At 72.2% G+C, this 6,086-nt stretch carries 5 protein-coding genes; 4 read left to right on the top strand and 1 reads right to left on the bottom strand.

Annotated features, from left to right (window positions below; genetic code table 11):
- Positions 1-292: 292 nt before the first annotated feature.
- The gene (locus tag SACHA_RS0105145) at positions 293-1,219 is read right to left on the bottom strand and encodes a LysR family transcriptional regulator (RefSeq protein WP_019807702.1); all 927 of its coding nucleotides are present in this window, start codon (positions 1,217-1,219) and stop codon (positions 293-295) included.
- A 159-nt stretch (positions 1,220-1,378) separates the two neighbouring features.
- Between SACHA_RS0105145 and SACHA_RS0105150 the strand changes: the two genes are divergently transcribed.
- The 4 genes from SACHA_RS0105150 to SACHA_RS0105165 all read left to right on the top strand — a co-directional run bounded on the left by SACHA_RS0105150 (position 1,379) and on the right by SACHA_RS0105165 (position 5,994).
- Positions 1,379-2,563 carry a Glu/Leu/Phe/Val dehydrogenase dimerization domain-containing protein gene (locus tag SACHA_RS0105150; protein ID WP_019807703.1) on the top strand — a complete coding sequence of 395 codons (1,185 nt, stop codon included), beginning with the start codon at positions 1,379-1,381 and terminating at the stop codon, positions 2,561-2,563.
- 214 nt (positions 2,564-2,777) lie between these two features.
- Positions 2,778-3,365, top strand: a complete 588-nt coding sequence (locus SACHA_RS0105155) for a TetR/AcrR family transcriptional regulator (RefSeq protein ID WP_019807705.1) — start codon at positions 2,778-2,780, stop codon at positions 3,363-3,365.
- A 257-nt stretch (positions 3,366-3,622) separates the two neighbouring features.
- On the top strand, positions 3,623-4,942 hold the full coding sequence (locus SACHA_RS0105160) for a hemolysin family protein (RefSeq protein ID WP_019807707.1): 1,320 nt from the start codon (positions 3,623-3,625) through the stop codon (positions 4,940-4,942).
- Positions 4,939-5,994 carry a hemolysin family protein gene (locus SACHA_RS0105165; protein WP_019807708.1) on the top strand — a complete coding sequence of 352 codons (1,056 nt, stop codon included), beginning with the start codon at positions 4,939-4,941 and terminating at the stop codon, positions 5,992-5,994. Before SACHA_RS0105160 ends, SACHA_RS0105165 begins: the two co-directional genes overlap by 4 nt.
- Positions 5,995-6,086: the final 92 nt, after the last annotated feature.

Here is a 6,086-nt window from a genome sequence, read left to right on the forward strand (position 1 = left end):
CCGCCGTTCCCGGGGACACCGGGGCCACCGCCGTCCCCCCGGCGGCACCACGGACGGCACCCACCCCACCGGGTTCCCCCGGCCCCCCGGACGCGCCGGTCGAGGACCCGGTCTCCCCCGGAACCGCCCCCGGCTCACGGATCGCGGCCATCGCGTACCTCCCCCGATCGGGGTCTCACGTACCTCTTCCGGACGCTACACGGGGGGTGCGACACTTTCGAGTCGGCGAAACCGGACGCGGGCGGGCGGAACCGGGACACACCCGGCCCGCACCGTCGCACCGTCGGCGCGCTCAGCCCGGGACGGTCTCCGAGGCGCCCAACCCGAGTTCCGCCGCGGCCGCGCGCACGGCGTGGATGACGAGCTGGAGCGCGGGCCTGCGCAGGGCGGTGCGCCGGTAGGCCACGGAGACGGTGCGCAGCACCGGGGTCGTCAGCGTCACGATGTCCACCCCGGACGGGCGCAGGGTGAGCCCCAGATCGGAGACGAGGGTGATCCCCAGTCCGGAGCTGACCATCGCCATCGCCGTGGCCTGTTCCTCGACCTCGTGGTTGATCACCGGTTCGAACCCGAACCGCTGACAGGCCACGCGCACCGCGCGGCCGAAGTGGCTGCGCGGGCTCGCCAGGATCCACCGCTGGTCCGCCAGCTCCGCCAGGGACACCGTGCTCGCGGGCGCCGTGGCCGCGGGGACCGCGGCGTACAGCCGCTCCACCGCCACCGCGACCCGCTCCAGCCCGTTGTCCCAGGGCGTCGGTGCGTCCGTGTAGTCGAGCACGAACGAGAAGTCCAGCGACCCGTCGCGCACGGCGTCGGCGGTCTCCTCGGGCGCCAGTTCGCGGGTGCGGACCTCGATGCCGGGGTGGTCGGCCGCCAGGGCGGTGAGCGCGGTCGGCAGCAGGCCCGAGGCGACCGAGGCCCACACGCCCGCAGTCAACCGCACCGACGAGGTCTCCTGGGCCTCCTCCAGCGCGAGCGTGGCCCGCTCGACGGCGTCCAGGATCTGTTCGGCGTGCTCGGTGAGCACCATGCCGAGCTCGGTGAGCTGGACCCGTCTGCCGAGCCGCTCGAACAGTTTCGCGCCCACGTCGCGCTCCAGCTGCGCGAGCTGCTGCGAAACCGCCGAGGCGGTGTAGTGCAGCGCGGCCGCGGCCGCCGTGATGGTGCCGCGGCGGTGCAGCTCCCGGAGCATCCTCAGCCGATGCACCGACAGATCCATGCACCAACCATAAAGGGAAACGTGCATGATCTATAACTGGACGCACACGGCCCTCCGGCCGGAACCTGTTGGTACGCACGACGACCGGTGCGCCGCACCGGGAACCGCCCGTGCGACCGGGATCGACACAGGGACGCCGACCGACCCAGGGAGGGCCGAGTGGTTACTCAGCACGCCGACGAACCGCTGCTGCGACTGACGTGGACCGACCGGGTGACCGGTGCCCACGGTTATCTCGTCGTGCACAGCCTGGTGTCCGGACTGGCGACCGGCGGCACCCGCATGCGGGCGGGGTGCACGATGAGCGAGGTCGAGGACCTGGCGCGGGGCATGGCGGCCAAGACGGCCACGTTCGACCTTCCCGTGGGGGGCGCCAAGGGCGGGATCGACTTCGACCCGCGGGATCCGCGCGCCACCGAGGTGCTGCGCCGGTTCTGCCAGGCCATGCGTCCCTGGATCGACGCGCACTGGGTCACGGCCGAGGACCTGGGCGTGCCGCAGCACGTCATCGACGAGGTGTTCGCCGATCTCGGGTTGGAGCAGTCCTATCACGCCGCGATCCGCCGTGCGGCCGATCCCGCACGGACCCTCCGCCGGGTGCAGGCGGGGTTGAACGCGCCCGTCCCGGGCGGTCTGCTGCTCGGGGACGTCATCGGTGGCTACGGGGTCGCGCAGGCGTGCCTCGGTGCCGCCGCGGCGTGGGACTGGTCCGTGGCCGGGACGACCGTGGCGATCCAGGGCATCGGCACGATGGGCGGCGGCGCGGCCTGGTACCTGCACGAGGCGGGGATGCGGGTGGTCGCGGTGGCCGACGCGGCCGGCACCCTGTACGACCCGGCGGGACTCGACATCCCCGCGCTGTTGCAGGCGCGCGACGCCTACGGCGAGATCGACCGGGACGCGGTGCCCGGCCACGTCGAGCGACTGCCCCGCAACGCGGTGCTCGGGGTGGCCGCCGACGTCCTGGTGCCCGCGGCGATCTCCTACGCCCTCACACCGGACAACTCCTACGACGTCCGTGCCGCCGTGGTGGTCGAGGCGGCCAACGCCGCGACCACCCCCGAGGCCGAGGCCATGCTGGCCGCACGGGGCGTGCCGGTGATCCCGGACTTCGTCGCGAACGCGGGGGCGGCCGCGTGGGCCTGGTGGTTGCTGCTCGGCCGGGTCGGTGCGGAGGCCACCGACTCGCTGCTGAAGCTGCGCACCGAGATGCAGGCGAAGGTCGCCCTGCTGCTCGGCGCGTGGAATGCCGACCGGGTGCCCCCGCGGCAGACCGGCTGGGAGTTCGTCACCGCACGGGAGAACGCGGTGACCCCGGCCGAGTCGGCGTTGACCATCCCCTGACACTCCCGCCGCACACCCGGCACGGGAGAGAAGCCCCGTTCCCGCCATGGCGGGAACGGGGCTTCATCGTGGGCGGGGTCGTGGGCGGGGTCGTGGGCGGGGTGCGTGGGCGGGTGCGCAGGCGGGGTGCGCGGCGACGACGGGACACCGGACACAACTCACAGTACGTACGTACGGATTGCGAGTGGGCGGCCAGAGGTGTCAAGATCGTGGGATGCCACGGGTCAGCCAGGACCATCTCGACGCGCGCCGCCATCAGATCCTCGACGGTGCCCGCGTGTGTTTCACCCGGTACGGATACGAGGGTGCCACGGTGCGCCGCCTGGAGGAAGCGACCAGGCTGTCCCGGGGCGCGATCTTCCACCATTTCCGGGACAAGGAGTCGCTGTTCCTGGCGCTGGCCGAGGACGACGCGGCCCGGATGGCCGACGTCGTCGCCCGGCAGGGGCTCGTGCAGGTCATGCGGGACCTGCTCGCCGGCACCAGTCCCCATCCCGCGGACTGGCTCGGCACGCGGCTGGAAGTTTCCCGCCGGCTGCGGACCGACCGGGAGTTCCGCGCCCGATGGGCCGAACGTTCGGAGCAACTGACCACGGCGACCCGGAAACGGCTGCAGTGGCAGCGGGAGTCGGGCAACCTCCGGGACGATGTCGGCGTCGACGTGCTGACCTCCTACCTGGAGCTGGTCCTGGAGGGGCTGGTGTCGCATCTGGCGATGGGCCTGCCCGCGGACGACCTCGAACCCGTGCTCGACGTCGTCGAGGAGAGCGTGCGCCGACACCGGGGGCGGAGCGGGGCGTGACCACCACCCGTGCCGGGGGGCCGGCGGGAACACGACCTCACCGGTCGACGTTGCCGGTGGTTAAGATGTCGGCCCTACCGCCTCCGTATCCCGTTCCCGTCGAGGAGGAGTGACACTCGCGTGCGCGCAGCGCCGTCGCCGGAAGACAGTACCGGGCCGGGTGAGGAACCCGGCTGTCCCCATTCGTCCCGTCCCGTTCCGGACCCGTCCCGTCGCGACCCGTCCCGTCGCGACCCGGCCCGTTCCGGGGGCCGCTGATGGACATCCTGCTCTCCGTCCTGGGTGTCCTCTTCGTCGTTGCGCTCACCGTGGGCACCGGCCTGGCCGTCGCCGCCGAGTTCTCGCTCACGACGCTGGAGCGCAGCACCGTCGAGGCGAACGTCCGCAACGTCGGTGACCGGCGGTCGAAGACCGTGCTGCGGGCCCACCGCACCCTGTCGTTCCAGCTCTCCGGCGCGCAGGTCGCCATCACCCTCACCACACTGGTCACCGGGTACGTGGCCGAACCGCTGCTCGGGCGGTTCGTCCGGCCCGCGTTGACCGCGGTGGGGATCCCGGACCGGGCGGCGGCGGGGACGTCGCTGGTGGTGGCGATGCTGCTGGCCACGACGTTGTCGATGGTGATCGGCGAGATGGTGCCCAAGAACCTGGCGGTGGCCCGGCCGCTGCCCACGGCCCGGGCCGTCTCCGGGTACCACGCCGGCTTCTCCGCGTTGTTCCGCTGGTTGATCGACCTGATGAACAACAGCGCCAACTGGGTGGTGCGCAAGTTGGGCGTGGAGCCGCAGGAGGAACTGCGGTCGGCCCGGTCACCGCAGGAACTGGGCTCGATCGTGCGCTCCAGCGCCGAGACCGGCACCCTCGACGAGTCCACGGCGGAACTGCTGGACCGGTCCCTGCGCTTCGGCGACCGGACGGCGGGGGAACTGATGACCCCGCGCGTGCGGCTGGAGGCGTTGCACGTCGACGAGGCGGTTCCCGACCTGGTGGAGCTGGCCCGCCGCACCGGGTTCTCCCGCTTCCCCGTCTACCGCGAGGATCTGGACGACATCCGGGGCACCGTGCACGTCAAGCAGGCCTTCACGGTGCCGACCGCCGAGCGGGACAGCACCCCGGTGGCGTCGTTGATGCGGCCGATGCCGACCGTTCCGGAGTCGCTGCCCGGCGACACGGTGCTGGACCGGCTCCGGGACTCCCGTTTCCAGGTCGCGGTCGTGGTGGACGAGTACGGCGGCACCGCGGGTCTGGTCACCCTGGAGGACGTCGTCGAGGAGATCGTCGGGGACGTGCGCGACGAGCACGACCTGCAGGAGGAGCCGACCTCGCAGCAGCTCGCCCCGGACCGGTGGGTGGTGTCCGGTCAACTCCGGGACGACGAGGTGCGCGACGTCACCGGCTTCCGCATGCCCGAGGGGGACTACGAGACCATCGCCGGCCTGCTGCTCGACCGGCTCGGCGAGATTCCCGAGGTCGGCGCCGCGATCGACGTGGACGGATGGCGGCTCGAGGTGACGGGTATGGACCGCCACCGCATCGCGGAGATCACCGTCCAGCGGGAGGAGGCACCGACCGCATGAACGACTGGGTCTCGATCTCGTTGATCGTCGTGCTGCTGGCGGCGAACGCGTTCTTCGTCGGTGCCGAGTTCGCGCTGATCTCCTCGCGCCGGGACCGCCTCGAAGCCCTGCTGGAGCAGGGCAAGTCGCGGGCCCGCATCGTGATCAACGCGACGCGCAACGTCTCGCTGATGCTCGCGGGCGCACAGCTGGGCATCACGATCTGCTCGCTGTTGCTGTTGCAGTTCGGCGAACCCGCCGTGGCGCACCAGCTCGAACTGGCCGTGGCGGCGCTGGGCGTGCCGCTGCCCGGGTACGTCGTCCACGGGGTGGCGTTCACCGTCACCCTGGTGGCGCTGACGTTGCTGCACGTGCTGGTCGGCGAGATGGTGCCGAAGAACCTGGCCATCGCCGAACCCGAACGTCTGGCGCTGTGGCTGGTGCCCCTGCACGTGGCCTGGGTGCGGGTGACCGGCCCGTTCATCCGGCTGCTGAACGGCATGGCCAACGCCGTGCTGCGGCTGGCGAAGGTGCAGCCGAAGGACGAGGTGGACACCGGCTACACCTCCGACGAACTCGCGGCGCTGCTGCGGGAGTCCCGGCGGGAGGGCCTGCTGGACCAGTCCGAGCACCGCCGGTTGTCGCAGACCCTGTCCTCGGCCGGCAAGACGGTGTCCGACGTGCTGGTGCCGCTGGACGAACTGACGATGCTGCCGTCCCGGCCGCGGGTCGGCGAGGTCGAGCGGGCCGTGTCCCGGACCGGCTTCTCCCGGTTCCCGGTGCGGACCGACACGGGGATGCTGACCGGCTACATCCACGTCAAGGACGTGCTCGACCAGATGGGCAACGACCCGCAGGGCACGGTCTCCCCCGGCAAGACCCGCAGGCTCACCCGCCTGGCCCTGGATGCCAGGCTGGACGAGGCGCTGTCGGCCATGCGCCGGGAGGGCAGTCACCTCGCGACGGCGGTCAACACGGAGGGCAGCGCCGTCGGCATCGTCGCGTTGGAGGACCTGTTGGAGGAGTACGTCGGCACGGTCCGGGACGGCACGCACGTCACGGGGCACCCGTGAGCGACCCGCACCCCGCCCCCATCACCGCGGCCGGAGCCGCCCCGGCACCGGTCCGTCTCGGTGCCCACGAGTGGCTCGCCCGCGAGGCCGCG

This window comes from Saccharomonospora halophila 8, from assembly GCF_000383775.1.
GTDB lineage: Bacteria > Actinomycetota > Actinomycetes > Mycobacteriales > Pseudonocardiaceae > Saccharomonospora > Saccharomonospora halophila.